Genomic DNA, 24,960 nt, shown 5'->3' with positions numbered 1-24,960 from the left:
CCGGGACAGCCCTTAGACCGGGAGCCTGCGGAACAGCGGCCGGGGGACGTGCCGCAGTGCCGCCATCACCACCCGGAGCGAACCGGGCACCCACACGGTCTCCGAGCGCCGGCGCAGCCCCGTGACGATCGCCTCCGCGACCTCCTCCGGGCCGGTCGCGAGCGGCTGCTCCGGCCGCCCCGCCGTGGCCCGGGTCCGGACGAAGCCGGGGCGGACGACCATCACCTGCACCCCGGTCCCCTGGAGCGCGTCACCGAGCCCCTGCGCGAACGCGTCGAGACCCGCCTTGCTGGAGCCGTAGATGAAGTCCGTGCGCCGGGCGCGCTCCCCGGCCACCGAGGACAGCACCACCAGCGAACCGTGCCCCTGCGCCTGTAGTGCGCCGGCGCACACCAGCCCGGCGGAGACCGCCCCCGTGTAGTTGGTCTGGGCGACCCGGACCGCGGCCATCGGCTCCTCCTCGTCCCGCGCCTGATCGCCGAGGACCCCGAACGCCATCAGCACCACATCGATGTCGCCCTCCGCGAAGACCTTGCCGAGGGCGACCTCGTGGGAGACGGGATCCAGCGCGTCGAAGTCGACGGTCCGCACGTCCGCCCCCCGGCCGCGCAGCTCGGCGGCGGCCGACTCCAGGGCGGGGCAGGGACGCCCGGCCAGCCAGACCCGGCGGGTGCGCAGGGCGATCAGCCGGCGCGCGGTGGCCAGGGCGATCTCGGAGGTGCCGCCGAGGACGAGCAGGGACTGCGGGGCGCCGAAGGCATCCTTCACGGAAATCTCCTGGTCAGGGGTTCAGAGGGGGCAGGGGCAGAGGAGGGGGAAGGCCTACAGCCCGAGCCTGCGCGACAGGTCGGAGCGGAACGCCTCCGTCGGGTCCAGTCGCGCCCGCAGCTCCTGGAAGTCCGCAAGCCCCGGGTACATCGCCGCCGCCGTCTCCGGCCGCATCCGGGAGTCCTTCGCCAGGCAGACCCGGCCCCCGGCGGCGGCCACCTCCTCGTCGACGCCGTCCAGGAAGCGGGGCAGTCCGGGCAGGGCCGCGGGCAGGTCCAGGGCCAGGGACCAGCCGGGCGCGGCGAACGACAGCCGGCGGGGTCCGCCGCCCCGAACCGCTGGAGCGCGGCCCGCACGGCCGGGATCCGGCGTGCCGCGATCCGGCGCACCACCCGGTGCAGGGTCTCCTCCTGGCCGTACCCGACGGCGAACCGGTAGCGCACCAGGCCGCCCCGGCCGTACAGCAGGTTCGCGTCCGGGAAGGCGTCCGGAGCGTGGAAGAAGGCGGGGACCGGGCGGAGCTCACCGGTCCGCGCGCGGGGTGCGCCGCGGTAGCGGACCTCGTTGTACAGGGCGGCCGCTGCCGGGCCGAGCAGTCCGCCCGGCAGCGGCGGCGGCAGTGGCAGCGGCGGGGAGCCGGGTACGGAGAGCCGCCCCCGGGCACCCCGGGAACGCGAGGACGACAGAGTGCGCCCCGCGTGCGCCGAGCGCATATCCAGGGGCGCGTGCTCCCCCCGGGTGAGGACCCCGCGTCCGGTCGCCCGGCCCCGGGCCATCAGGTCGATCCAGGCGGAGCCGTACGGCAGCCGGTCGCCGCCTGCGGTGAAGCGGGCCAGCAGATCGTCCAGGTCCCCGGCGCGCTCGGTGGAGACGGACATCAGGGCCGTGGCGACGCGCCGGAGGCGGAGCGTGGCGCCCAGGATCACCCCGGTCAGCCCCAGGCCCCCGGCGGTCGCGTCGAAGAGGGCGGTGCCCGGCAGCACCGTACGGACCTCGCCGCCGGCGGTGAGCAGCTCCAGGGCGCTCACCTGCCGGGCGAACGAACCCGACCGCCGGTGGTCGAGGCCGGGCAGATCGGAGCCGATCGCCCCGCCGACCGTCACCCTGCCGGTCCCGGGCACGACCGGCGGGAGCCAGCCGAGCGGCAGCAGGACCCGCAGCAGCCGCTCCAGGCTCACGCCCGCGTCGCAGCGCACCAGGCCGGCGGCGGCGTCGACCCCGCCGATCCGGGCCAGGCCCGTCGTGTCGAGCACCGAGCCGCCCGCGTTCTGCGCCGCGTCACCGGGCGACCGTCCCAGCCCGCGCGCGATGACCCCCCGGGGCCCGCGCCCCCGGACGACGGCGGCCGCCTCCTCGTGGGTACGGGGGCGAAACCGCACGGCGGTCGTCGGGGCGGTGCGGCCCCAGCCGGTCAAGGACACCGTGTCGACGGACATGGAGGTGACCGTATCGTCCGGGAAATCCCCTTCGCGGCATTGGTGAATTCGCTCACCGGAACGGGTGACGGAGTGAGTGTCAGCGGAGCGTGACGAAGATCCGCGGGACAGGTCCGGGAGAGTCCGGGGCGGGCCGCTGGTGTTCCGGGCCCAGGAGGGTACGCGTTACGTCATGGACTGGCTCAAGAAACTCCCGGTGATCGGGCCCCTGGCCGCCCGGCTGATGGAGACGCACGCGTGGCGTTCGTACGAGCGGCTGGACCGGGTCCACTGGGCCAGGCTCGCCGCGGCGATCACCTTCATCAGCTTCCTGGCCCTCTTCCCGCTGATCGCGGTCGGCGCGGCCATCGCCGCCGCCCTGCTGAGCGACGAACAGCTGGACACCATCAAGGACAAGCTCGCCGATCAGGTGCCCGGCATCTCCGACCAGCTGGGCATCGACGGGCTGGTCGCCAACGCGGGCACGGTCGGCCTGGTGGCCGGTGCGCTGCTGCTGTTCACCGGTATCGGCTGGGTCGGCTCGATGCGGGAGTGCCTGCGCGCGGTCTGGGAGCTGGACGACGTCCAGAAGGCCAACCCCGTCGTCGCCAAGGCGAAGGACGCCGTGCTGCTGGTCGGCCTCGGCGGCGCGGCGCTCGCCACCGTGGCGGTCTCCACCGTCGGCTCGATGGCGGTCGGCAGGACCGCCGAACTGATCGGTGTCCCCGAGGGCGGGGCGGGCGGCGTCCTGCTGCGGGTGGCCGCACTGGCGGTCGCGGTCGTCGCCGGCTTCCTGCTGCTGCTCTATCTGCTGACGCTGCTGCCCGGGGTCCAGCCGCCCCGGCGGCGGCTGGTGGTCGCGGCCCTGCTCGGGGCGGTCGGCTTCGAACTGCTCAAGCTGCTGCTCGGCAGCTATATGAGGGAGGTCGCGGGCAAGAGCATGTACGGCGCGTTCGGTGTGCCGATCGCGCTGCTCCTGTGGATCAACTTCACCGCGAAGCTGCTGCTGTTCTGCGCCGCCTGGACCGCGACCGGCAGCAAGGACGAGGGAGCCCGGGAGGACGACCAGGACGAGGCCGGAACAGGGGAGACCGCCGGGGGCGGCTCCACCCGCCCCGGCGGCTCCACCCGGGTCCAGGGGGGTTCCCGTCGATCAGGGGCGGTTCCACGGGGCCCGGATCGACGAGCCACCTCCTAGGACTTTTCGGCCGTGCCCGCTGTGCCCGCTGTACCGGCCGTTCCGGCCGTTCCGGCCGGGGTGGTCGAAGCAGTCGGCTCGGTGGGCTCGGCCGGGTCCGTGGGCTCGGTCGGTCCGGTCGCCGCCGGGGTGCGGCGGGCCAGGCCGGGCAGCGGCCAGCGGCGGTTGACCAGGAACACCCCGCCGGCCATGAGCACCAGCAGACCGCCGACGATCGCCAGGGCGATCCCGACCCCGCTGGAACCGTTCGCGGCCGCCGCGTGCGAGGCCTCCGCCCGGCCCCCCGAGCCCTGGTCCGCCCCGGCGGCGGGTGCCGCGCCCTTGCCGCCGGTCCCGGTCCCGGTCCCGGTGCCGGTGTCCACGGACTTCGGCGGCACCAGCACGCCGACCGGGGTCACCTTGCCGCTCGCGGCGAAGCCCCAGTCGAGCAGGCGGGTGGCCTCCTTGTAGACGGCGTGGCTCTCCTCCTTCGACGGGTTCATGACCGTGACCAGAAGGACCTTGCCGTTGCGCTCGGCGACGCCGGTGAAGGTGTTGCCCGCGTGGGTGGTGTAGCCGTTCTTGACGCCCGCGATGCCCTGGTACGGGTCCACGCCGATGTCGCCGGTGATCAGCCGGTTGGTGTTCTGGATCTCGAAGGACTCGCGCTTCTTCCCCTTCTTCTGCTTGCCGGGGAAGTCGGCCGACGCGGTCGCCGCGTACTCGCGGAAGTCCTTCTTCTGCATCCCGCTGCGGGCGATCAGGGTCAGGTCGTAGGCGCTGGAGACCTGGCGCGGCGCGTCGTACCCGTCCGGCGAGACCACCCGGGTGTCCAGGGCCTGGAGCTCCTCGGCGTGCTCCTGCATCGCGGCCACCGTCTTCGGCATGCCCCCGTACATCGCGGCCAGGACGTGCACCGCGTCGTTGCCCGAGCGCAGGAACACCCCGAGCCACAGGTCGTGGACCGTGTAGGTGTGGTCCTCCTTGATCCCGACCAGGCTGCTGCCCTCGCCGACCCCGGCCAGCTCGCTTTCCTTCACCTTGTGGGTCAGCGTGGTGGGCTGGAGCGCCGGGAGGAGCGTGTCCGCGAAGAGCATCTTCATGGTGGAAGCGGGCGGTAGCCGCCAGTGCGAGTTGTGCGCCGCCAGGACGTCCCCGTTCTCCGCGTCCGCGACGATCCACGACCGGCCGGTCAGCTCCTTGGGCAGCACCGGCGCCCCCGGGCCCAGGTTGACCTGGGTGCCGGCCTTGGCGAGCTGCTCCCCGCCGAGGCCGGACATCGTGCTCGGCGGCTTGGGCTGTTTGCCGTCGCTCTTGTCCTTGTCGGCTGCCGCGGCGGGACTGAGGACGAAACCGGACAACAGGGCGGCGGAAGTGACCACGAGGGCGATCTTTTTCAGAGCAGGCACGGTCGGAAACGTACAGGGCGAAGATGTGGATGCGGACCCGGACCGACTGACCCGCCGCAGGGAACGCCGGGACGGCCCCGTTCGGACGCCACCCCGGGGCAGGGGGCCGGGGGCCGGCGGCGATACTGGATCCATGAAGCTCAGCCGCCGCGTGTCCTGGTTCCTGCTCGCGTTCGGGGCGTGGAGCTGGTTCATCTGGATCACTTTCGTCAAGAACCTGTGGCAGGACGGCAGCGGGCTCGCCTTCGACGACGCGGGCGAACCGACCGGGTACTTCTGGGTGCACCTGCTGCTCGCCATCACGTCCTTTCTTCTGGGGACGGCGGTCGGCGCGATCGGGTTGCGTGGAGTCCGGGCTTCGCGTGACAAGCGCGCATGACGACGGGAACGTGGGGAAGCTCGGATGGCTGTAGTGGTCTTCGCCCTGGTGGGGCTCGTGGTGCTGGCGCTGCTCGGCGCCGTGCACCGGTATCTGTGGCGGCGCTTCGTCGGTGACACGACGGCGCCGGGCAGCGCGCTGCGACGGGCGGGCACGGTCGCGGCCTTCGTCCTGCCCCTGCTGAGCGTCGGCGCCATGACGTCCGGCCGGGTGGGTGCGCCCTTCCGGCTCCAGCAGGTGCTGGCCTGGCCGGGCTTCCTGTGGCTGGCCTGCCTGCTGTATCTGACGCTGGCGCTGCTCGTGGGTGAGGTCGTACGTCCGGTTCTCCTGCGGGCCCTCGCCCGGCGCGACGGGGCGAGGGCGCGGACCGGTGCCGAGGCCGCTGCGGGCTCGGTTGCCGCGCGCCCGGAGACGGAAAGCGGAACGGTCCCCGGAACCCGTGCCGGCGTTGCGGACGAGACCCTTCCGCGTACCGACCCCTGTGCCGATCCCCGTGCCGAAGAGCTGGTGACGTCCCGCCGGGGCGGTGGATCCGCCCTCCCGGAAGCGGCGGTGCGTACGGCCCCGGAACCCGTAACGGAAGCGGAAACGGAACCAGAAGAGGCACCAGGACCGGGATCGGGGTCGGAGACGGGACCGACCGCCGAAGCCCCGGCTGACCCGGTCGCCCCGGCTCCCGCCCTCGCCCCCTCCCGGCGGCTCTTCGTCTCCCGCGTCGTCGGCGGCGCGGCCGCCGCCGCCGGACTCGCCACCGTCGGGTACGGCGCGTACGGGGTGCTGCGCGGGCCGAGCGTCAAGCGGGTCACCGTCCCGCTGGCCAGACTGCCCCGCGCCGCCCACGGCTTCCGGATCGCCGTGGTCAGCGACATCCACATCGGCCCGATCCTCGGCCGCGCCCACACCCGCCGGATCGTCGACACGATCAACGCGACCTCGCCCGACCTGGTCGCCGTCGTCGGTGACCTCGTCGACGGGACCGTCGCGGACCTGGGCTCCGCCGCCGAACCGCTGGCCGGTCTGCGCGCCCGGCACGGCAGCTTCTTCGTGACCGGCAACCACGAGTACTTCTCCGGCGCCGAGGCCTGGATCGACCACGTCCGGGAACTGGGTCTGCGCCCGCTGGAGAACGCCCGGGTCGAGATCGAGGGCTTCGACCTCGCCGGCGTCAACGACGTGGCGGGCGAGACCGAGGGCCAGGGGCCCGACTTCGGCAAGGCGCTCGGCGACCGGGACCGGGGCCGCGCCGCCGTCCTCCTCGCGCACCAGCCCGTCGTCATCCACGACGCCGTCGAGCACGGCGTCGACCTCCAGCTCTCCGGCCACACCCACGGCGGACAGCTCTGGCCCGGCAACCTCCTCGCCGAGCTGGCCAACCCCACCGTCGCCGGGCTCGAACGCTACGGCGACACCCAGCTCTTCGTCTCGCGTGGCGCGGGGGCCTGGGGGCCGCCGGTCCGAGTGGGCGCCCCGTCCGACATCACCGTCGTGGAGCTCGCCTCCCGTCAGGCGTGACTCCGTTGCGGGTGCGACGGCCCGGAGCCCCGGATCCGTCGTCATGGAATCCACACCGACGCGTCACCGTCAGCTACGGAAACCCGCAGGTGGGAGGCAGGAAACAGCCTTTTCGGACAGGGGTTCCCGTACGTGTCCAATAAAAGGCTGTGAGTACCCCATTTACTCTTCCAGATGTGAAAATCGTGTGATTGGGTAAGCGCGAACGTGCGGCGATGTGCGGATCTGAGCGCAACCGTCGAGGTGGGGCTGGTAAGGGAGAGCACGGCAATGCGGTCGGTCCGGGTACGGATTCTCGCGATTCTCGCGGTATTGGTCATCGCAGGCGTCGGCGCCTGGCAACTGCTCCCGTCGGGGGAGGCGAAGACCGGTGCGATCACCGTCGGGACGTCGGATGTCGTCACCTCCCTCGACCCGGCCGGTGCGTACGACGCGGGTTCCTGGGCGATCTACAGCAACCTCTACCAGTCGCTGATGACCTTCAAGCCCGGTGCGGTCACGCCGGAACCGGACGCCGCCGAGAGCTGCGGATTCGTCGGGCAGAAGCTCCAGACGTACCAGTGCAAGCTCCGTGACGACCTGACCTTCTCCAACGGTCGCAAGATCACCGCCGAAGACGTCGAGCACTCCTTCGAGCGGATCTTCACGATCAAGTCGGACGTCGGCCCCGCGGGTCTTTTCAGCACGCTCGAATCGGTGGCGACCGAGGGCCGCACGATCACGTTCAACCTGTCCGGCAAGGACGCGACCTTCCCGCAGAAGCTCGCCACCGGCGCCGCGGCGATCGTCGACCGGACCAAGTACCCGGAGGACAAGCTCCGCCAGGGCAACCAGGTCGACGGCTCCGGCCCGTACGTCCTCATGTCGTACGAGTCGAACAACCGTGCCGAGCTGGTGCCGAACCTGAAGTACAAGGGTGCGCTCAAGAAGACCGGCGAGGCGGTCACCATCCGCTACTTCAAGGCTTCCGAGGACCTGCTGACCGCGTGGGACGGCGGCGAGGTCGACATCGCCCACCGTCAGCTGCCGTCCGAGAAGCTCGCCGAACTGGACTCGGCCGACCCGGACCTGCGGGTGACCGAGGCGGCCAGTGCCGAGATCCGCAACATCATCTTCAACGTCCGGGAGAGCTCGCCGTTCGCGGACAAGAAGGTCCGCCAGGCCGTCGCCACCCTCCTCGACCGGGGTCCGCTGGTCAGGAAGGTCTACCAGGGCACCGTCGACCCGCTCTACTCGCTGATCCCCACCGGCTACATCGGGCACAGCACCCCCTTCTTCGACGCCTACCCATCCTCCGACCCCGAGCGCGCCGCTCAACTGCTGGAGCAGGCCGGGGTGGAGACGCCGGTCGCCGTCCACTTCGCGTACCGCGAGGGCGACATGTACACCAAGGAGACCGCCGAGCTGCGGCGGCAGCTGGAGAAGGACGGGCTGTTCGAGGTCGAGGTCGAGGCCGTGGAGTGGACGAGGTACCAGAAGGGGTACGCGGCCGGTGAGTACGACATGTACACCGTCGGCTGGTTCCCCGACTTCCCGGACCCCGACACCTTCAGCCAGCCGCTGGTCGGAACCGGGAACGTCCTGCACAGCGGTTACTCCAGCAAGGAGATGGACCAGCTGATCGCCGCCACGCAGCAGTTCAGCGACCGCGGCCGGACCGCGAACGACTTCAAGGAGATGCAGTCGCTGGTGGGCGAGGACGTTCCGCTGCTGCCGCTGTGGCAGAAGAAGGACTACGTCGTCGCCAAGTCCGAGGTCGCCGGCTCCCAGTACCTCTCCGACGGCACCGGCTTCTGGCGCCTGTGGGAACTCAGCTGGATCTGACCGGATCGGCCGGCCGGGGCTCAGGGGCGGTTCGCCGCCGGAGCCCCGGCCGTCGCCGTACCCGGCAGGAACTCCACCAGCAGCGCGTGGATCTGCCGCACCAGCGGTCGCAGCACCCGGAACCGGGAGAGCGCGATGGCCCGTGCGGCGATCGGCGCGGTGCGCTCGACCAGCCGGCGGCTGCGGTCGGCGCCCTCGGAGCGGTCGTACACCCAGAACAGAACCAGCCCCATCTGCATCAGCCACATCAACTGCGGCAGCAGCGGAGCCAGTTCCGGGTCGCTCTTGACGTCCGCCCCGGCGATGCAGCGCTCGTGGATGGAGATCGCCGCGTCGCGGGCGGCCACCGAGTCCTCGGAGAACGGTGAGAGCGGGCTGTCCGGATCGGCCGCGTTCTTGAAGAACTGGGCGGCGAAGCGGTGGTACGGCTCCGCCACGTCCAGCCAGCCGAGCAGCACGCCCCTGATGCGTACGGTCAGATCTCCCTCGCCCTCCAGCGCGGGCTGGACCGCCGCCGCGTGTTCGCCGGCGATCCGGTCGTAGAAGCCCTGGACCAGGTGCTCCTTCGAGGCGAAGTAGTAGTAGGCGTTGCCGACCGAGACGCCCGCCTCCTGGGCGATGGCCCGCATCGTCGTCCGGTCGTAGCCGCGCTCCGCGAAGAGCCGGAGCGCCGTTTCGAGAATCAGCGTGCGGGTCTGCTCGCTCTTCGCGGCCTTGGCCGGCTTGTTCTCCTGCACGTTCTTCTCTTCCTTCGCCACGGGCCCAAGGTTAACGGGGACCCCACGGCCCTCCGGGCGGGGCTTCGCACTCCTGGGCGCCGGGGGCGCAGGGCGGGAGGGCCCGGGACCGGTAGCGGGCGGCGGCCAGCACGGTGCCCCGGGCGAAGGGCCGGCCCGCCGGGGTGGTCAGCCAGTGGGCCCTGGGGCGGTACTTGGCGAGTGCCCACAGGCAGACGATCCAGGCCGAGGTCTCCCGGTAGACCTGCCCCAGGTCGCCGACCACGGTGATCTCCTGGAGCGTCGCCGCGTGGTCCAGCTCCGGGAACCGCCGCCGCGCCTCGGCCGATCCGGCCGGTACGAGGTCCAGCGGGACGAGCTGCCGCTGCCGTTGGAGCCAGTGCCGCAGGTGTACGCAGAGCGGGCATCGCGCGTCGTAGAGCACGGTGAGCCGACGTACGGGGGCGGGCCCGGTCACCGCACTCACTGTCCGGGCGCGGGAGCGGCCCACGGGCCCTGGGCACCCGGAGGCGTCCAGCCCTGCGGCGGTACGGGCGGCGTCTGTTCGCGCTCCAGGGCGCTGCGGCGGCGGATCCGGCTGAGCAGCCACACGTTGCCCAGGTGCATGACGCCGAGCACCAGCAGGACCACGCCCACCTTCACCGAGAGGGCCTCGAACAGCTCGCGGGCGCTGGCCACCCCGTCGGTGCTCTTGAGGTAGAGCGCGACGAACCCGAGGTTGACCAGGTAGAAGCCGACGACCAGCAGATGGTTGACGGCGTCGGCGAGCTTCTCGTTCCCGTGCAGCACATCGGCGAGGAAGATCCGCCCGTTGCGGCTGAGCGTGCGGGCGACCCAGACGGTGAGCGCCCCGGTGATCAGCAGGTAGATGACGTACGCGACAACAGTGAGGTCCATGCCCCACCCTCCCTTGAACGCGTTCAAAAATGCTCTTGGGCATGACTGTAGACCCCTTCTTGAACATGTTCAAGAAGGGGTCGTGGAGGTGGTGTCGCCGTGTGCTCGAAACGTGCCGTGGGCGGGTCCCGTGCCTCAGGCGCACATGGCACGGGCCTGGTTGACGTGTCCCATCACCGCGGGGAAGGTGTACGGGCCCATGACCGGGATCATCGTGGAGTGATAACGGCCGCCGCCGGTGACCGTGACCTGGACGAAGCCGACGGTCCGCTTCTCCTTCATCAGCAGGAACAGCAGACCGATCAGGCAGAACCACGCGAAGACGATCGCCAGCACGATCGCGTGCGCCGGGATCTTCTCCTCCGTGCGCGACATGTCCGTGGCCGTCCACACCGCGCCCTTGAGCGGCATCGACCCGGACGGGGTGACGATCGCGTCGCTCAGCACCGTGATGTCGCCGATCGACAGCACCGGGACGCCGCCCTGGGCCGGTGCGCCCTGCGGCGCCGGGAGGTACTGGCCGGGCATCGTCGGCTGCGCCGCGCCGGGGTACCCGTAACCGGGGCCGGGCTGGGCCGCGGACTCCGGCAGCGGCTGCGGATAGCCGTACGCCGGCGGGGCGCCCGGCGCCGGGTAGCCGTATCCCTGACCGTCGGCCACGGTCGGCTGGTGACCTGGCTGGTGCCCCGGCTGGGGCGGGCCCCACTGGTATCCGTCGTTCGCGTACGGATTCGGCTCGCTCACGGCGATCCCCGTTCTCTTTCGGTGCTCAGCTCCGCTGAACCGTACCGTCCGGGTGGTCCCGGCGCAGCAACAGGCCCCGCCCCCGGCAGCGGTCGCACTGCGGGGGCGGGGCCTGTTGACGTACGGGAGGACCCGGGAGGGTCAGAAGCGACGCGTGATGAGCGCGCGCTTCACCTCCTGGATCGCCTTGGTGACCTCGATGCCACGCGGGCAGGCGTCCGTGCAGTTGAACGTGGTGCGGCAACGCCACACGCCGTCACGGTCGTTGAGGATCTCCAGACGCTGCTCGCCGGCCTCGTCGCGCGAGTCGAAGATGAAGCGGTGCGCGGCGACGATCGCCGCCGGGCCGAAGTACTGGCCGTCGTTCCAGAACACCGGGCACGAGGACGTGCACGCGGCGCACAGGATGCACTTGGTGGTGTCGTCGAACCGCTCGCGGTCCTCGGCGGACTGCAGACGCTCGCGGGTCGGCTCGTTCCCCTTGGTGACGAGGAAGGGCATGACATCGCGGAACGCCTGGAAGAACGGGTCCATGTCGACCACGAGGTCCTTGAGGACCGTGAGGCCCTTGATGGCCTCCACCGTGATCGGCTTGTCCGGGTTGATGTCCTTGATCAGCGTCTTGCAGGCGAGCCTGTTCTTGCCGTTGATCCGCATCGCGTCGGAACCGCAGATGCCGTGCGCGCAGGACCGGCGGAACGTCAGGGTTCCGTCGAGCTCCCACTTGATCTTGTGAAGGGCGTCGAGGACACGCTCCTTCGGGTCGATCTCGATCTGGAAGTCCTGCCACTGGACCTCGTCGGAGACCTCCGGGTTGAAGCGGCGGATCCGGAACGTGGCGGTGATGAACGGGGAGTCGGCGAAGCCGGCTTCGGGCTTCGCGGTCCCGTCGGTCTTGTCCAGGGTCGGGGTAGCCATCAGTACTTACGCTCCATCGGCTGGTAGCGGGTCGTCACGACCGGCTTGTAGTCGAGCCGGATCGACTCGGCGCCGTCGGCGGCCACCTCGCGGTACGCCATGGTGTGGCGCATGAAGTTGACGTCGTCGCGGTTCGGGTAGTCCTCGCGGTAGTGACCACCGCGGGACTCCTTGCGGGCGAGCGCGGAAACAGCCATGACCTCGGCCAGGTCGAGCAGGTTGCCCAGCTCGATGGCCTCCAGCAGGTCGGTGTTGAACCGCTTGCCCTTGTCCTGGATCGACACGTTGAGGTACCGCTCGCGCAGCTCGGCGATCTTGTCGACCGCCGTCTTGATCGTCTGCTCGGTGCGGAACACCATCACGTTGGCGTCCATGCACTCCTGGAGCTCCAGGCGCAGGGTCGCGACGCGCTCGGTGCCGGTGGAGCTCCGCAGCCGCTCGACCTGGTCGGCGACCAGCTGGGCGGGGTTCTCGGGCAGCTCGACGAAGTCGGTCTTCGTCGCGTACTCGGCGGCGGCGATGCCCGAGCGCTTGCCGAAGACGTTGATGTCGAGCAGCGAGTTGGTGCCCAGGCGGTTGGCGCCGTGCACGGAGACACAGGCGACCTCGCCGGCGGCGTACAGGCCCGGGACGACGGTGGTGTTGTCGGCCAGCACCTCGCCCTCGACGTTGGTCGGGATGCCGCCCATGGCGTAGTGCGCGGTCGGCTGGATCGGGATCGGGTCCGTGTAGGGCTCGATGCCGAGGTACGTCCGGGCGAACTCGGTGATGTCCGGGAGCTTGGCGTCCAGCTGCTCCGGCGGCAGGTGCGTGAGGTCCAGGTACACGTGGTCACCGGCGGGACCGCAGCCGCGGCCCTCCCGGATCTCCGTGTAGATGGAGCGCGAGACGACGTCACGGGACGCGAGGTCCTTCATGACCGGCGCGTACTTCTCCATGAAGCGCTCGCCGTCCTTGTTGCGGAGGATGCCGCCCTCACCGCGGGCGCCCTCCGTCAGCAGGATGCCCATGCGCCAGATGCCCGTCGGGTGGAACTGGAAGAACTCCATGTCCTCCAGCGGCAGGCCGCGCCGGTAGCAGGCGGCCTGGCCGTCACCGGTCAGGGTGTGCGCGTTGGACGTCACCTTGAAGAACTTGCCGGTGCCGCCGGACGCGTAGATGACCGACTTCGCCTGGAAGACGTGGATCTCGCCGGTCGCCAGCTCGTACGCGACGACGCCGGAGGACTTCTTGACCCCGTCGACCTCGGTGATCAGCTGGTCCAGGACGTAGAACTCGTTGAAGAACTCCACACCCTCCTTGACGCAGTTCTGGTACAGCGTCTGGAGGATCATGTGACCCGTGCGGTCCGCTGCGTAGCAGGACCGGCGGACCGGGGCCTCACCGTGGCCGCGGGTGTGACCGCCGAAGCGGCGCTGGTCGATGCGGCCCTCGGGCGTCCGGTTGAACGGCAGGCCCATCTTCTCCAGGTCGAGGACGGCGTCGATGGCCTCCTTCGCCAGGATCTCGGCGGCGTCCTGGTCGACCAGGTAGTCGCCGCCCTTGACCGTGTCGAAGGTGTGCCACTCCCAGTTGTCCTCCTCCACGTTGGCGAGCGCGGCGGCCATGCCGCCCTGCGCCGCGCCCGTGTGGGAGCGGGTGGGGTAGAGCTTCGTCAGCACGGCGGTACGGCTGCGCTTGGTCGACTCGATGGCCGCGCGCATGCCGGCGCCGCCGGCGCCGACGATGACGGTGTCGTACTTGTGGATCTGCATGGTTTCCTCTGGTCCCTCTGTCCCGGCGCCTAGCGGATGTTCGGGTCGAAGGTGAAGATCACCAGCGTGCCCAGCAGGACGGTGAACACCGTGGCGGTGTACAGGAGCATCTTCAGCCAGAAGCGGGTGTTGTCCCGTTCGGCGTAGTCGTTGATGACCGTACGGAGGCCGTTGGCGCCGTGGAGCATGGCGAGCCACAGCATCGTCAGGTCCCAGGCCTGCCAGAACGGCGAGGCCCAGCGGCCCGCCACGAAGGCGAAGCCGATCTTGGAGACGCCGCCGTCGAGCACCAGCTGGATCAGCAGGTGCCCGAGGACGAGGACGACCAGGACGATGCCCGACAGGCGCATGAAGAGCCAGGCGTACATCTCGAAGTTGCCGCGCGAGGCCTTGGGTGTCTTGCCCGTGCGCTTGCGCGGGGGCTCGATCACCGGGGCCGGGTGGTCGACGTCGTAGAGGCTCACGCCCTCGACGTCGCCGATCGCGGCTGCGGAAGAAGTTTCGCTGGACATGGGCCTCAGCTCCCGAAGACGTCGCGTACGGCGTGACCGAGGACGGGGTACAGGGCCCCGACCATCAGCACGATCCAGATGCCCATCACGGTCCAGAGCATCTGCTTCTGGAGTCGCGGGCCCTTGGCCCAGAAGTCCACGGCGATGATCCGGAGACCGTTCAGCGCGTGGAAGAGAATCGCGGCCACGAGGCCGTATTCGAGGAGCGCGACGATCGGCGTCTTGTAGGTGGCCACGACGTCGTCGTAGGCCTCGGGGGAGACGCGGACGAGAGCGGTGTCCAGGACATGTACGAACAGGAAGAAGAAAATGAGGACACCGGTGACTCGATGAGCCACCCAGGACCACATGCCTTCCCGGCCGCGGTACAGCGTTCCAGCCGGCACGGAAGAACCCTCCGGGAGCGGGGATTGGGGTCGGCCGGCTTGACTGTCGGTCTGACCCGGCCGGGTACGGTCCACCGGCCCCGGCCATCGTAGCGACGCATGGTCGGTTCGTTCGCGCCGGGGCCTCTGGTGTGATCAAAGTGGCAATCAAACAGGCACGTACGGGCTAGAGCGCCCCCTGCCGTGAGGGGCCCGCGGGCCGCTGCCACGCGGGGTCCTGGGCCGCTGCCGCACGGGAATCCACGGGCCATCACCGTGCCGGGTCCACAGAGCCGCTACGGTGCGGGGTCCACAGGGCCGCTACCGTGCGGGGTCCGAGACGACCAGCTCGACGATCCGGCTCCGGGCGAGTCGTCGCAGCTCCTCGGCGGTGACCGCCCGCTCCTCGTCCGGGTCGTGCGCCAGCCGGGCCCTGATCCCGGCCAGCACCTGGTCCACGTGCTGGGCGGGCTGATAGGCGTCCAGGCAGATCACGAAGGCGTGGCCGAACCTGCTCTCGTACGCCGCGTGCGCGGCCCGCAGCGCCAGATGGGCGGCTCGGGGGGCGTCGTGGTGCAGACAGGGGGCCGGCTCCGAGGCCAGGGCCTCCGCGATGTCCTGGGGCGCGAGGTCGTAGCCCGCCTCGTCGGAGGCGGCCAGGAGGGAGCCGAGATCCGGGAAGGGGCGGTGGGCGGCCATCCGGTGGGCCCAGCGGAGACTGCCGCAGCACTCCAGGAAGGCCGCCTCGGCGGCGGCGAAGGGAAGGCTGTTGAAATGGGCCAGGCCGACGGCATGATCAACTGGCGGCCCGTCGGCGGGCGGCGCTCCCGGGTCCTCGGCCGGAACCGGGCGGCGCGGCTGCACGGGCACGGCCGACCGGCCGGCCGGGGGCGCGGATCGCTTCGGCAGGCCGGCGGGGGACTCGCTGGACCTGGACAGCGTGGACTCCTCGTACTCAACGACATCTATGAGGTCGACGGCATCTGTGACTCCGTGACCCCGTGGCCCCGAAAAGAGGCCTCCGTTCCTGGAAGGAAGACAGGCCGGAGCGCGATGAGGTTGCGTGGGGTGGGGGTGAAGAGAGAGACGAATGTGCCCCAACGCTAGCGATATCGGTCGGCGGCCGTCCGGCAGACCGAAGAAAAATCACCCGAACGGGAGAGTTTCGGAACGCGTGATGGACGCCTGACCTGCGTCGGCGGGGGTTCCGTTCGCCCCCTCGAACTCCCCGATGGGCGAGGCCCCGGCAAAAATGCCAACCTTGCACCCTCTTCACTGGTTTCACCCGCGGTTCACCTGTTTCACCGGTTTCACCCGTTTCCCGTCCCCACAACGGAGGAATGTTCCCGATGTCGCCCACGCGTGGTGCCCTTGTCGCCGGTGCGGCCGTCACGGCCGCGGCCGTCGTCGCCCTCACCGTCGTCGTCTGGCCGGAGGGATCCGGCAGCGGACCGTCCGGCGACGCGGCGTCGCCCTCCGGCACCTCCGCCGAGGCCGCCGCCCCGTCGCCCTCCCGCAGCTATCCGATGTCCCGCGCGCCGAGCGTGATCCCGGCGGTCCGCGAGCACACCGCGGCGCGCGGGCCCGGCTGGCAGCCGGGCAAGGACAGCACGGTCGTCATAGCCAAGGGCAGCGCGGTGCTCGCCGACGAGGCGGAGCTGCTCGCCAAGGAGCTGAAGATCGCCTACCGGGGCGCCGAGCCGGCCCGGACAGGAGACGTCGAGCTGGCGCTCGGCGCGACGGACGCGGGCCCCACCGAGTCGTACACGCTCACCGTGCGCGACGCGAAGGTGAAGATCACCGGACCCGACGAATCGGGCGTCTTCTACGGCACCCGCACGCTCAAACAGTCCCTCGAGGCGGACGGAACCGTTCCCGAGGGCGTCGTCAACGACCGGCCGGACCGGCCGCAGCGCGGGCTCAACCTCGACATCGCGCGCAAGCACTACAGCGCGGAGTGGATAGAGGACCGCATACGCGAGATGGGCGACCTCAAGCTCAACCAGCTCGGCCTGCACTTCTCCGACGACCAGGCCTTCCGGATCGAGTCGAAGACCCACCCCGAGGTGGTCTCCGACCCGGCCCTCACCCAGGACGAGGTCCGCCGCATCGTCGGCCTCGCCAACAGCCGGCACATCGAGGTCGTCCCCGAGATCGACTCGCCCGGACACCTCGGCGCGGTGCTGGCCGCCCACCCCGACCTCCAGCTGCGCAACACCGCGGGCGTCGAGTCGAAGGGGTCCATCGACATCTCCGATCCGGGCGCGGCCAAGATCGTCGACGAACTCCTCGACGAGTACACCGAGCTGTTCCCGGGGAGGTACTGGCACCTCGGCGCGGACGAGTACCAGGCGCTGACCGTACGGAACCCGGCGGCCTCCTACCCCCAGCTCCAGCGGGCGGCAGAGCAGCGGTACGGCTCCGGCGCCACCATCGAGGACCTGGCCACCGGCTGGCTGAACGACCGCGCGGCCGTCGTCGTCGCGAAGGGCCGGACCGCCAAGGCCTGGAACGACGGGCTGTTCCGGGACACGAGGGTCAAGGCCGACGAGAACATCGAGGTCGAGTACTGGACCGGCAAGGAGATCGGCGCCCGCCCGCCGCAGGAGTACCTCGCCGCGGGCTACAAGATGCTGAACCTCAACGACGAGTTCCTCTACTACGTGCTCGGCGAGCCCAACCAGTTCGTCTACCCGACCGGCGAGCGGATCTACGAGCAGTGGACCCCGCTGGTCCTGCGCGGCACCGAGCCCGTGGCCGAGCGCTACTCGGCGCAGATCCTCGGCGGCCGGTTCGCCGTCTGGGGCGACCTGCCGAACGCGCAGACCACCGAGCAGGTGGCCAGCGGCATCAGGATGCCGCTGGTGGCGACCTCGCAGAAACTGTGGGACCCGCGGAAGCCCGCGCTGAGCTGGGCACAGTTCCAGGAACTGGCGAAGCGGACCGGCAGCACGAGGTGAGCCCGGGGGCGCTGTCCGGCGGCGCCACAAGCCCGTGGACAGCACCGCTGTCCACGGGCTACGGTCCGCCGACCGCGCGCTGCTGGGGGAGGGGCACGAGGTCACCCACCGCTTTCACGTCCTGTTCCACGCTTTGTTTCGCGGATTGTTCGGTGCTTTGTTCCGAGGCTTGTTCGCGTTCTGCCTCGCGTTCTGTTTCACGTCCTGGGGGGACTGCTCCATGCTCTGTACCCGTTGCCGTATCAGAACGGCCGTCACCGACGACGGCCTGTGCACCTTCTGCTCGGGCACCCGCCCCCCGCTGCCCGGCGGCCTGATACCGCCGGTCTCCGCCCCCGGTGGCTGGGGCGTCGGCACCTGGCCGCGCTCGCCCGTCGGCCTGTCCCGGGCGGTGACGGCGCTGCTCGGCGTGGTCATCGCCACCGACGTGTTCGCCATCGGCACCGGACTGCGCGTGCGCGACCTCTGGGACGGGCTGGCGACGGACGGTTCCCTGGACGTCTACGGCGCTGACGGCCGCCTGGCCGAGCGGCTGTACGGCATCGCGGCTCTGGCCCAGGGCACGGGGCTGGTGGCCACCGCCGTGGTCTTCATCATCTGGTTCCACCGGACCCGCCGGAACGCCGAGGTCTTCGACGCCGGCGTGCAGCGGATGGGCCCCGGCTGGGCGGTGGGCGGCTGGTTCGTCCCGCTCGCCAACTTCTGGTTGCCCTACCGGGTCGCCGGCGGCATCTGGGAGGCCAGTGCGCAGACCCGGCCGGACGGCGGCTGGCGCACGGTCCCCCGGACCCCGCTCAACCTCTGGTGGAGCGCCTGGGTCGCGACCCTCCTCTTCTCCCGCGCCACCGGGCGCCTGTGGGAGCGGGCCGAGGAGCCGGAGGAGATCGCGCGGGCCGCGGGCCTGGTGGCGGCCTCCGACACGCTGGACATCGTCGCCGCGGTGCTCGCGATCCTCTTCGTCCGCGCCGTGACCCGGATGCAGGTCGAACGGGCCGCGCACGCGCCGGCTCCCGCCCCGGCGGCCCCGGGCGCTCACAAGTGACGGCCACTCACAAGTGACGGCCGCTCCGGAGTGACGCTCGTTCCGAAGCGACGTTCACTCCGAAGTGACGATTTTCAGCCATTCGGCGCAGTACCCGATAGACCGAGGGAGACGTCGATGAGTCTGCTGGAACTGATCGGGCGAGCCGACGAGCGCACGCTCGCAGCCAGTGCCGTGGCCTGCCTGGACCGCTGCCTGCCGCTGCTGCCGGGGCGGGAGGGGGCCGAGCCGCTGCGCCCGCTCTGGGCGAGCTGCGAGGACGGGCGGGAATGGGCCATGCGCCTCGCGGCCGTCCGTACGGCGATGGACCACGAGTCCGTGGCGGACGGGCCGGCCGCACGCGTGCGGGCCATGCTCGGCGCCGCCCCCTCCGACTTCGCCCCCGTACCGCTGCGGGAGTGGGCCGACGCCTGTTCGCTGGTCGCGCTGAGGATCCACGGCCGGTTCGACGCCCCGGACGGGGACCCGTCACCGGACGAGGAGCACCTGCTCAAGGCAGCCCGCAGCGGCGAACCGGCCGCCGTGGGGCCACTGGTCGCGGGGGAGCTGGGACGGCAGGTCCGCATTCTGGAGATCCTCGCGGAGACCGCCGGCACGGCGGGCAGCGGAGCCGGGGTGCGCAAGGCTTTGGACCTGTCCACGGAGGGGCGCCGGGTGCTGCGCGCGGTGATGTCGCGCCGGGCCCGCGGCCGGGGCTGACGGCAGCGGCCGAAACGGGGCCGGTGGTGAAGCGCGAGAAGAAGCGTCCCGTGCCGCCGGGCACCGGACGACGTCGTACGCGGAACGGGGGTGGCCCTGGTCGCCGGACTCTCGCGTGCCCGTTCGCCGCGCTGGGAGTGGCGGCGACCGCGGGGACCCGTCCTGGCGTCCCGCTGGTTCCCGGTTCGCTCGCCGCGCTCGTGGGCTTCGTCCTGATCGGCGAGGTGCACGTGGGCCGGTCACCGGTCCGTGTCTCCGGGGACCGACTGACCGCGTGGATCGCTGACCGGTGTGCGAACCGTCGACCTGTCCGCCGTCGAGCGGGTGCGGGTGCTGACGCGTTTCTCCAGTGGCGGGGTGTCGGACCGGGTGCTGCTGGTACGCGATCGGGACGGAGTGTGCCTGGGCCTGCGGGAGACCACAGACCGGTGCAGGCTGCGCCGGGCCCTGGAGAGGCGCCCGCCGCACGGTCCGCAGCCTCACGTGAGCCGCGCGGCGCTGGCCCATCTCGGTATGCGCGCCGACGGGACCGGTCCGCACACCGCGCTCAGCCGGCTCGCCACTGTTCTCGGCCTGTGCGGCTATCTCAGCGCGGTGGTCGTCGTGGCCGAGCAGATCCCGGGCCAGGGGCTGACTCATGAGTGCCGCTGAGTGCCGCGATGATGTCGACCACCCCTCACCGGTGGCGGCAGAGGCTCGGACGAATCCGTGACGCGTTGGTCCGCGCGGTTGGTCACACCGTTGGTCACGCAGAGCATCTGCGTCCAAGAGCGTCCCTGGTCAGGGCGCGGGCGAAGAGGAGCGACGACCGGGGCCGCCACCCCTGGCCGAACCCAGTCGAGGGATCCCCCTGACCTGCAAGTTTGCTGTCTAGGTGCGGGTTCGCGACTTCCGACTGCCTCGGCCTGCTGCCAGGTGTTTCTGTCTGTTCCCGGGCGCTGTTGGTCACGCGTTGGTCATGCGATGCGCCCAGCTCGTCCGGTGTCCGGGCAGGCCCTTCACGCACGCACCGACGTCAGCCGCTGGTGTGCGTACGAGCGCAGGTCGCGAACGGCAGTTTCGCCCTTGTGGGGTTCGAGTGACTCCCGCAGGGTGCTGCGCACCAGGTCGAGGCACCGTGAAGCACCTGTCCCCAGGGCGGTGTCCAGAGCTGTTCGGGTATCCGACACGGCGGCGTCGACGTCATGGCCGGCGAGCGCAGCGTGGGCACGATAGGTGAGCATGATGGCGCGGGTTCTCTCCCGTTCGGGAACCAGCAGGCTCAGGCCCTCCTCCAACGCGGCTGTGGCTCGCCGTGGATCTTCCAGATCCAGCCAGCAGCGCCCGGCGTCGACGGCGAGGTCGGCGGATGACATCCAGGACACCCACGCGGGTGCGGATTGTGCTCTGCCACGCTCCAGTTGGCGTTCGGCGTCGTTGAGTGCGCGGGCGGTGCCGACATCGTCCTTGAGAACCGCGAGGGCGCGAGCCCGGCGTACATCCAGCAGGGAGCGGGCTGTCGCATGGCGGGTTCGGGTACGGGCAAGGGAGAGGATCTTGACCGCCTCACTGGGATGGCCGAGCCAGGTGGCGGAGTAGGCGAGGTCGGAGAGGACTCCGGCTCCGAGGTCGCGGTCGTCGGCGCTGTGGGCTGAGTGCAGGGCGGTGCGCCAGTGGCGTTGCGCCGAGGCATGGCGGCCTTGGTCGAAGTGGAGCCAGGCGGCACTCTGGGCTGCCTGAGCCAGGACGGTACGCAGGCGGCGGCCGGTGGGTTCGCCGTAGCGGGCCGAGTCGAGCAGGTTGATGGTGACACGCATGGCCGCGCCGAGAAGGTCGGCACACTCCTGAGGGGATGTGTTCGCCAGGCCGGGGAGACGTTCGACGCTGCTCTCCAGCCAGGCGAGCAGGCTTTCGTCGACGCGGCGCCCGGCCAGAGCCCCGGCAAGGCGTTCGGGCTCGACACGAGCCCATTCGGTTGCCGTTCCGACCAAGGATCCGGCGGCGAGGACGAGGAAGGTGCGGCGGTCAGGCTGGTCGAGATCCACCAATAACTCCGTGTGGGCGGCGCGGGCGCCGGCTGGGCTGAAGGGGAATGGGCGGTCGTAGGCGGGAAGCCACCACGGCCATGCCACGGTCCGCACCCGGGCGTAATCGATGCCCAGAACGTCGGCCAGCAGCTCTTGATAGAGGTCACTGGGCACGCCTACCCGTCTGTGCTCCCACCGGTAGATGCGGCTGCGGTCGGCAGGGATGCGAAGACCGCGGCGTTGGGCGGCCAGGTTCAGGTGATGGGCGAGCTGTTCCATGCTCCACCCGCGCTGTTGGCGCACGTAGGTCAGGGGATGCCGTACCGCTGCTGTGGTCATGCTCACCCCTCAACTCTGGTGTCTGTACGGCACCGTAGTGACCCCCGCCTGACTGAGTGGTTCGTCAGTGCACGGCTGCCAGCTCATTGGCGCCGAAGCGAATCAGTTCGTGAGAGGCGGCCAAGGCCGCTTCCGCGGCATCGCTTCCGCTGCGGCGGACATCGATCGAGGTCGTGCCGTCCGGCGTGAAGGATCGGGCCCGAACCATGTACGAGATCATTCCCTCCGCGTCACGGACCGTGCTGCAATACCCGGCCAGCGGGGCATTGCAGAAACCCCCCAGCTGTCGGAGGACCAGGCGCTCGGCCTCGGCTCGACTGAGGTCGTCGGGTCGTGTAGTGCGCTGATCGCTTCGCGGGTGACCGTGTCGTCCTCGCGGGTCTGGAACGCGATGATCGCGGCGCCGAGCGGCGGGCAGATGACTTCGGGGCTGATGCGGTCAGCGACTGCGTGGGCCATACCCAGGCGTTCCATGGAGCAAGTGGCCACGACCAAAGCATCAATCCTGCTCGCGGGGTCGTCCAGGGCTCGGAGGCGCGTGTCGACCGGGCCGCGCAGCGGAACGACTGTGATGTCCGGGCGGTGGATGCGCAAGGCAGCGGTACGGCGCACCGAGGCGGTGGCGATGGTGGCACCAGCCGGAAGGGAGTCGAGGGTGACACCAGGCTCGCGGGTGACAAGGCAATCGCGGATGTCGTCGCGCCGCAGGTAGGCGGACATGGTCAGGCCAGGGGTGTCGAGGGTCGGTGCGTCCTTGAGGCAGTGCACGGCTACGTCGATCTCACCAGCCAGGAGCGCGGTCTCGATCTCGTCGGAGAAGACGCCGTCCGACTCCAGCGGGGCGCGGTTCTTCGTCCTGTCGCCTCCGGCCTCGGTGAAGGGGCGCAGGATGGTCGGGACGGCAGGGGAGAGGGAGGCCAAGATCGGCGCGGTCTGCATGAGGGACATCTTCGAGGCGCGGGCGCCCACGCGGAGAGGGTTCACGAACTTCTCCTTTAGTGACAATCTGTCGGAAGGTGTATCGTTCTGGTGCAAGTACGATGTCGAGTCAACGGACCTGCTATTGCGAGGAGTTGACCCGAATGGGCGACGTGGTGCGCATCGGCTCCAGGGCCAGCAAGCTGGCAAGGGCTCAGGTCAGCGAGTGGATTGCACCGCTGATCGGGCAGTTTCCCGGGGTCACCTTCAAGCGTGAGGCCATCCTCGAAGGCGGCGATCAGGACCGCGTCACGCCGACTCTCGCCGAGGTCGCCAAAACGGCCGGCGGTTCCGCCTTCTCCACCAACCAGGAAGCCGCCCTGGTCACAGGCCGGGTGGATGTGATCGTGCACTCGCTGAAAGACCTCCCCACGACCGTCACGGAGGGCACGACGTTGCTCACCACGCCTGGCCCCCGCGAAGACGTACGGGACGTGCTGTGTGGGGCGACCCTGGCCGAGCTGCCCGAAGGGGCGACCGTGGGCGCGGGGGCACCCCGGCGGGTGGCCCAGCTCCTTGCCCTCCGCCCTGATCTCAAGGTGGTGCCGATCCGCGGAAACGTTCCGGGTCGACTCGCCCGGACCACCAAGGGGGCGCTGGACGCGGTGGTGCTGGCTGCCGCCGGACTGAACAGGCTCGGGCTGATGCCCGAGGTGCACGAGGTGCTTGATCCGCATGTCTTTCCTCCGTCGCCGGGGCAAGGCGCGCTCGGTATCCAGGTCCGTACGGGCTCGACGGCCGCCCAGCTCCTTGCCGGAACCGGCAACGGTGAGGTCGACGCATGTGTACGGGCAGAGCGCGCCCTGCTGGCCGAACTGCACGGCGGCTGTTCGGTACCGGTCGGCGCATGGGGCCGGGTAGGGCAAGACGGGCTGTTGCACCTCTCGGCCGCCGTCACATCCACAGACGGGGCCCAACAGGTAACCGCAGACGCAACGGGTCCGGCAGACGAACCGGAGAAGCTTGGCTTCTGCGTAGCGGCCGACCTGCTGAATCAGGGGGCCGCCGAGATTCTGGCGGTGATCAGGAAGCCCTGAGCCTGCGGGCTATGTCCACCGCGCCGTAGGTGATGATCCGATCGGCCCCAGCCCGCTTGAGGACGGTGTACGCCTCCATCAGGCCGCTCACGTCCCGCTCTCCACCCTCCTGGAGGTCCGTGAGACGCAGGTACTCGCCGGACACGGAGAAAGGCACCACGGGGACGGGCAGCTTGTCCTTCAGGTGTACGAGGGTGTCGACCGTGTGAAGCGCGGGTTCGGTGAGGATCATGTCCGCACCTTCCCGGACCATCTCCAGAGCGATGTGAACGGCCATCTCGGGCCGCCTCGGGTTGATCTGGAAGGCTCGCGCTCCGGACCGGGGGGCCGCCCCCATCGTGACCCGGTATCCCTGGTAGAGAACCGACTCGAAGATGAGGTGCGGCATGATCGCCACGTCCCGGTGGCCGGCTCCGTCCAGAGCTTCACGTACCGCCCGAACCGATCCCGGGATCATCGCGGCCGGTCCCACGATGTCGGCGCCGGCCTCGGCCTGCATGACCGCCTGGGCCGCCAGGACGGTGGTGGTCTTCTCCAGGTCCATGCTGTTGTCCCGCTCGTTGGCGAGCCAGCACTCGCCCGAGTCGGTGTGGGAGCACACGCACGTCTCGGTCATGACCGCGAGGCCGGGCGTGGCCTTCTTCACGGCCTTGATGGTGCGGGCCATGAGCCCCGTCGGGGCGGCAGCCTGCGAGGCGTGGCCGTCCCGGATGCGTGAGCCCGCGAACACCTTGACGGACCGCATCCCCAGGGCCTCTATCGCCCGTGCGGCCTCCGCCGCTTCCCCGACCGTGCGCGTCGGCATGTACGTGGGCGACTTGTCGTCCTCCTCGCGCATCAGGAAGACCATCGTGAGGTCTTCGGGGGTGAGCCCCGGTCCGCCAAGGTAGTTCCGGACCGATAAGCGATGGGTGGGCAAGGCTCCTCCTGAAAGGGTGAGGTTCTGCGGCGTACGGGATGGTTCGGGGGGACCGGTGATCAAGGCCCCGACCAGGTCGTGGGCCTCAGGGTCGTGAAGCACGTGGTTCTCATGGTCCTCGTGGAAGTCGCACCACTGGCGAGAGTCCTCCCCGACGATGACCTGCCAGTAGGGGCACAGGGTGAGGGTGGCGAAACGGTGGAGGACGTGAGGTCGCTGATCTCGGTCCACATGAACCACAGCCCCTTGGGAGGCTGCTTCTCGGCGGTCCACAGGCGTGCGGCGTGGTCGGTGTCCTTGTCGTGGACTCCCAGTTCACAGAGCACGAAGCCCATGTCTGAGAGGAGGTCATCCACGTCGTCGGGCCCACCGCTCATGTCGAGGAGGGCAACCATCGCCTCGGCCACCGGTAAGCGAGTTACGACGGTGCATTTAGGAGAGGGAGCAGGGTGTTCGCCCACTCACGCCAGTCGGTCAGGCGGCTCTACCTTCTTGAGCGGGTTGATCGAGCCATTCGTAGGGTTGGGTCGCCCAGGGGTGCTGGGTGTGGCTATCAGGCGGCTGCCGTC

24 protein-coding genes and 1 pseudogene are annotated in these 24,960 nt (G+C 70.4%); 9 read left to right on the top strand and 16 right to left on the bottom strand.

Annotation, left to right across the window (positions count from 1 at the left end; genetic code table 11):
- Positions 1-12: 12 nt before the first annotated feature.
- Both ACGF2Y_RS29205 and ACGF2Y_RS29200 read right to left on the bottom strand, forming a co-directional pair.
- Positions 13-768, bottom strand: a complete 756-nt coding sequence (locus ACGF2Y_RS29205; protein ID WP_392953491.1) for a decaprenylphospho-beta-D-erythro-pentofuranosid-2-ulose 2-reductase — start codon at positions 766-768, stop codon at positions 13-15.
- A gap of 54 nt (positions 769-822) precedes the next feature.
- Positions 823-2,204, bottom strand: a pseudogene (locus ACGF2Y_RS29200) (FAD-binding protein).
- Between the two features lie 172 nt (positions 2,205-2,376).
- Between ACGF2Y_RS29200 and ACGF2Y_RS29195 the strand changes: the two are divergent.
- Positions 2,377-3,381, top strand: coding sequence for a YihY/virulence factor BrkB family protein (locus ACGF2Y_RS29195; RefSeq protein WP_392953489.1), 1,005 nt, complete (start codon positions 2,377-2,379; stop codon positions 3,379-3,381).
- Here ACGF2Y_RS29195 and ACGF2Y_RS29190 read toward each other — a convergent pair.
- The gene (locus tag ACGF2Y_RS29190) at positions 3,378-4,769 is read right to left on the bottom strand and encodes a D-alanyl-D-alanine carboxypeptidase family protein (protein WP_392953487.1); all 1,392 of its coding nucleotides are present in this window, start codon (positions 4,767-4,769) and stop codon (positions 3,378-3,380) included. The genes ACGF2Y_RS29195 and ACGF2Y_RS29190 overlap by 4 nt on opposite strands.
- Positions 4,770-4,902: 133 nt before the next feature.
- On the opposite strand from ACGF2Y_RS29190, the gene ACGF2Y_RS29185 reads away from it, so the two are divergent.
- From ACGF2Y_RS29185 to ACGF2Y_RS29175, 3 genes are all read left to right on the top strand, one after another.
- Positions 4,903-5,148, top strand: coding sequence for an SCO4848 family membrane protein (locus ACGF2Y_RS29185; RefSeq protein ID WP_392953484.1), 246 nt, complete (start codon positions 4,903-4,905; stop codon positions 5,146-5,148).
- 33 nt (positions 5,149-5,181) lie between these two features.
- Positions 5,182-6,660 (top strand): metallophosphoesterase, encoded by a 1,479-nt coding sequence (locus ACGF2Y_RS29180; RefSeq protein ID WP_392953643.1) that lies wholly within the window; start codon positions 5,182-5,184, stop codon positions 6,658-6,660.
- A 270-nt stretch (positions 6,661-6,930) separates the two neighbouring features.
- On the top strand, positions 6,931-8,484 hold the full coding sequence (locus tag ACGF2Y_RS29175) for an ABC transporter substrate-binding protein (protein ID WP_392953481.1): 1,554 nt from the start codon (positions 6,931-6,933) through the stop codon (positions 8,482-8,484).
- Positions 8,485-8,504: 20 nt separating this feature from the next.
- On the opposite strand, the gene ACGF2Y_RS29170 is transcribed toward ACGF2Y_RS29175, so the two are convergent.
- From ACGF2Y_RS29170 to ACGF2Y_RS29130, 9 genes are all read right to left on the bottom strand, one after another.
- Complete coding sequence (locus ACGF2Y_RS29170) at positions 8,505-9,242, bottom strand: TetR family transcriptional regulator (RefSeq protein WP_392953478.1); 738 nt, start codon at positions 9,240-9,242, stop codon at positions 8,505-8,507.
- Between the two features lie 10 nt (positions 9,243-9,252).
- Positions 9,253-9,687 (bottom strand): thiol-disulfide oxidoreductase DCC family protein, encoded by a 435-nt coding sequence (locus ACGF2Y_RS29165; protein ID WP_392953640.1) that lies wholly within the window; start codon positions 9,685-9,687, stop codon positions 9,253-9,255.
- On the bottom strand, positions 9,684-10,118 hold the full coding sequence (locus tag ACGF2Y_RS29160; protein WP_392953476.1) for a hypothetical protein: 435 nt from the start codon (positions 10,116-10,118) through the stop codon (positions 9,684-9,686). The genes ACGF2Y_RS29165 and ACGF2Y_RS29160 overlap by 4 nt, the downstream gene beginning before the upstream one ends.
- Before the next feature lie 135 nt (positions 10,119-10,253).
- Entirely contained in the window at positions 10,254-10,862 is a 609-nt protein-coding gene (locus ACGF2Y_RS29155) for a hypothetical protein (RefSeq protein ID WP_392953473.1), read from the bottom strand.
- Between the two features lie 141 nt (positions 10,863-11,003).
- Entirely contained in the window at positions 11,004-11,780 is a 777-nt protein-coding gene (locus tag ACGF2Y_RS29150; protein WP_215110459.1) for a succinate dehydrogenase iron-sulfur subunit, read from the bottom strand.
- A complete protein-coding gene (gene sdhA, locus ACGF2Y_RS29145) occupies positions 11,780-13,534 on the bottom strand; it encodes a succinate dehydrogenase flavoprotein subunit (RefSeq protein ID WP_392953469.1) in 1,755 nt (584 codons plus the stop codon). Before sdhA ends, ACGF2Y_RS29150 begins: the two co-directional genes overlap by 1 nt.
- Positions 13,535-13,563: 29 nt before the next feature.
- Positions 13,564-14,046 carry a succinate dehydrogenase hydrophobic membrane anchor subunit gene (locus ACGF2Y_RS29140; RefSeq protein ID WP_392953467.1) on the bottom strand — a complete coding sequence of 161 codons (483 nt, stop codon included), beginning with the start codon at positions 14,044-14,046 and terminating at the stop codon, positions 13,564-13,566.
- A gap of 5 nt (positions 14,047-14,051) precedes the next feature.
- Positions 14,052-14,432 (bottom strand): succinate dehydrogenase, cytochrome b556 subunit, encoded by a 381-nt coding sequence (sdhC, locus tag ACGF2Y_RS29135; protein ID WP_329158766.1) that lies wholly within the window; start codon positions 14,430-14,432, stop codon positions 14,052-14,054.
- Positions 14,433-14,732: 300 nt separating this feature from the next.
- Entirely contained in the window at positions 14,733-15,281 is a 549-nt protein-coding gene (locus ACGF2Y_RS29130; protein WP_392953464.1) for a 2-oxo-4-hydroxy-4-carboxy-5-ureidoimidazoline decarboxylase, read from the bottom strand.
- A 479-nt stretch (positions 15,282-15,760) separates the two neighbouring features.
- Between ACGF2Y_RS29130 and ACGF2Y_RS29125 the strand changes: the two genes are divergently transcribed.
- The 4 genes from ACGF2Y_RS29125 to ACGF2Y_RS29110 all read left to right on the top strand — a co-directional run bounded on the left by ACGF2Y_RS29125 (position 15,761) and on the right by ACGF2Y_RS29110 (position 19,763).
- Complete coding sequence (locus ACGF2Y_RS29125; protein WP_392953462.1) at positions 15,761-17,371, top strand: family 20 glycosylhydrolase; 1,611 nt, start codon at positions 15,761-15,763, stop codon at positions 17,369-17,371.
- A gap of 220 nt (positions 17,372-17,591) precedes the next feature.
- Positions 17,592-18,413 (top strand): DUF4328 domain-containing protein, encoded by an 822-nt coding sequence (locus ACGF2Y_RS29120; RefSeq protein ID WP_392953460.1) that lies wholly within the window; start codon positions 17,592-17,594, stop codon positions 18,411-18,413.
- A 117-nt stretch (positions 18,414-18,530) separates the two neighbouring features.
- The gene (locus tag ACGF2Y_RS29115) at positions 18,531-19,112 is read left to right on the top strand and encodes a hypothetical protein (protein ID WP_392953457.1); all 582 of its coding nucleotides are present in this window, start codon (positions 18,531-18,533) and stop codon (positions 19,110-19,112) included.
- Between the two features lie 291 nt (positions 19,113-19,403).
- Positions 19,404-19,763, top strand: a complete 360-nt coding sequence (locus ACGF2Y_RS29110; RefSeq protein WP_392953454.1) for a hypothetical protein — start codon at positions 19,404-19,406, stop codon at positions 19,761-19,763.
- A 347-nt stretch (positions 19,764-20,110) separates the two neighbouring features.
- On the opposite strand, the gene ACGF2Y_RS29105 is transcribed toward ACGF2Y_RS29110, so the two are convergent.
- The 3 genes from ACGF2Y_RS29105 to hemC (ACGF2Y_RS29095) all read right to left on the bottom strand — a co-directional run bounded on the left by ACGF2Y_RS29105 (position 20,111) and on the right by hemC (ACGF2Y_RS29095) (position 22,441).
- Positions 20,111-21,457, bottom strand: a complete 1,347-nt coding sequence (locus tag ACGF2Y_RS29105; protein ID WP_392953451.1) for an XRE family transcriptional regulator — start codon at positions 21,455-21,457, stop codon at positions 20,111-20,113.
- Between the two features lie 64 nt (positions 21,458-21,521).
- Positions 21,522-21,677 carry a hypothetical protein gene (locus ACGF2Y_RS29100; protein ID WP_392953449.1) on the bottom strand — a complete coding sequence of 52 codons (156 nt, stop codon included), beginning with the start codon at positions 21,675-21,677 and terminating at the stop codon, positions 21,522-21,524.
- Positions 21,674-22,441: a hydroxymethylbilane synthase gene (hemC, locus tag ACGF2Y_RS29095; protein ID WP_392953447.1), complete on the bottom strand. Its 768-nt coding sequence runs from the start codon at positions 22,439-22,441 to the stop codon at positions 21,674-21,676. The genes ACGF2Y_RS29100 and hemC (ACGF2Y_RS29095) overlap by 4 nt, the downstream gene beginning before the upstream one ends.
- A 98-nt stretch (positions 22,442-22,539) precedes the next feature.
- On the opposite strand from hemC (ACGF2Y_RS29095), the gene hemC (ACGF2Y_RS29090) reads away from it, so the two are divergent.
- On the top strand, positions 22,540-23,472 hold the full coding sequence (hemC, locus tag ACGF2Y_RS29090; RefSeq protein WP_392953444.1) for a hydroxymethylbilane synthase: 933 nt from the start codon (positions 22,540-22,542) through the stop codon (positions 23,470-23,472).
- Here the strand turns inward: hemC (ACGF2Y_RS29090) and ACGF2Y_RS29085 are convergent.
- Positions 23,459-24,622, bottom strand: coding sequence for a hypothetical protein (locus ACGF2Y_RS29085; RefSeq protein ID WP_392953442.1), 1,164 nt, complete (start codon positions 24,620-24,622; stop codon positions 23,459-23,461). The genes hemC (ACGF2Y_RS29090) and ACGF2Y_RS29085 overlap by 14 nt on opposite strands.
- Positions 24,623-24,960 lie beyond the last annotated feature (338 nt).

It is taken from the genome of Streptomyces sp. NPDC048142, from assembly GCF_043202835.1.
Taxonomy (GTDB): Bacteria; Actinomycetota; Actinomycetes; order Streptomycetales; family Streptomycetaceae; genus Streptomyces.
This window is presented reverse-complemented; position numbering and strand designations above follow the sequence as displayed.

Coding starts and splice junctions, on each gene's coding strand:
- ACGF2Y_RS29195 (WP_392953489.1), top strand. CDS start 2,377: ATGGACTGGCTCAAGAAACTCCCGGTGATCGGGCCCCTGGCCGCCCGG.
- ACGF2Y_RS29185 (WP_392953484.1), top strand. CDS start 4,903: ATGAAGCTCAGCCGCCGCGTGTCCTGGTTCCTGCTCGCGTTCGGGGCG.
- ACGF2Y_RS29175 (WP_392953481.1), top strand. CDS start 6,931: ATGCGGTCGGTCCGGGTACGGATTCTCGCGATTCTCGCGGTATTGGTC.
- ACGF2Y_RS29160 (WP_392953476.1), bottom strand. CDS start 10,118: ATGGACCTCACTGTTGTCGCGTACGTCATCTACCTGCTGATCACCGGG.
- ACGF2Y_RS29150 (WP_215110459.1), bottom strand. CDS start 11,780: ATGGCTACCCCGACCCTGGACAAGACCGACGGGACCGCGAAGCCCGAA.
- sdhA (WP_392953469.1), bottom strand. CDS start 13,534: ATGCAGATCCACAAGTACGACACCGTCATCGTCGGCGCCGGCGGCGCC.
- ACGF2Y_RS29140 (WP_392953467.1), bottom strand. CDS start 14,046: ATGTCCAGCGAAACTTCTTCCGCAGCCGCGATCGGCGACGTCGAGGGC.
- ACGF2Y_RS29125 (WP_392953462.1), top strand. CDS start 15,761: ATGTCGCCCACGCGTGGTGCCCTTGTCGCCGGTGCGGCCGTCACGGCC.
- ACGF2Y_RS29120 (WP_392953460.1), top strand. CDS start 17,592: ATGCTCTGTACCCGTTGCCGTATCAGAACGGCCGTCACCGACGACGGC.
- ACGF2Y_RS29115 (WP_392953457.1), top strand. CDS start 18,531: ATGAGTCTGCTGGAACTGATCGGGCGAGCCGACGAGCGCACGCTCGCA.
- ACGF2Y_RS29105 (WP_392953451.1), bottom strand. CDS start 21,457: ATGACCACAGCAGCGGTACGGCATCCCCTGACCTACGTGCGCCAACAG.
- ACGF2Y_RS29100 (WP_392953449.1), bottom strand. CDS start 21,677: ATGATCTCGTACATGGTTCGGGCCCGATCCTTCACGCCGGACGGCACG.
- hemC (WP_392953444.1), top strand. CDS start 22,540: ATGGGCGACGTGGTGCGCATCGGCTCCAGGGCCAGCAAGCTGGCAAGG.